We start from the raw sequence: 534 nt of genomic DNA, 5'->3' as shown, positions 1-534 counted from the left end.
GGCAGGATCACCAGCACGTTGACCTTGGCCTGGATCAGCGACTCCACCGCGGAGATCTGCTGGTTGATGTCGTTGGTCGGCTCGACCGCCTTCAACTCCACATCGGAGTACTGCTTGGCCGCGTCCGTCGCGTTCTTGCTGATGGCGGCGATCCAGCCGTGGTCGGCGGCCGGGGCCGAGAAGCCGATGACGACCTTGTCGCCCGGGGCCTCGTTCCCGCCCGTGGCCGCGGCGGTGGCGGCAGCGACCGGCGCGCTCGCCTGCGCCGCCGGCTCGTTGCTGGTGCAGGCCGTGACGAGGGCGCCCGCGCCGAGGACGGCTCCGCTCCAGAGGAAGCCGCGCCGGCCGACGTTCTTGTCCATATCTTCTCCTTTTGGGGCCGGTCGGATTCCGATCCGGCCCCGGTATCAGGTGTGTGAGGTGAGGCTTCGCCGCTGCAGGAGCACCGCGACGACGATGATCGCGCCCTTGGCGACGAGCTGGTCGGCCGTGTTGAGGCCGTTGAGAATGAACAGATTGGTGATCACCGTGAAG

General features: G+C 68.0%; 1 pseudogene. It reads right to left on the bottom strand.

The annotated features are described in order from the left end of the window. Positions 1–362 (bottom strand): annotated as a pseudogene (locus FLX07_RS35955) (sugar ABC transporter substrate-binding protein); the annotation flags it as partial. Between the last annotated feature and the right edge of the window lie 172 nt (positions 363–534).

The organism is Microbispora bryophytorum (assembly GCF_006874465.1).
GTDB lineage: Bacteria > Actinomycetota > Actinomycetes > Streptosporangiales > Streptosporangiaceae > Microbispora > Microbispora bryophytorum.
This window is presented reverse-complemented; position numbering and strand designations above follow the sequence as displayed.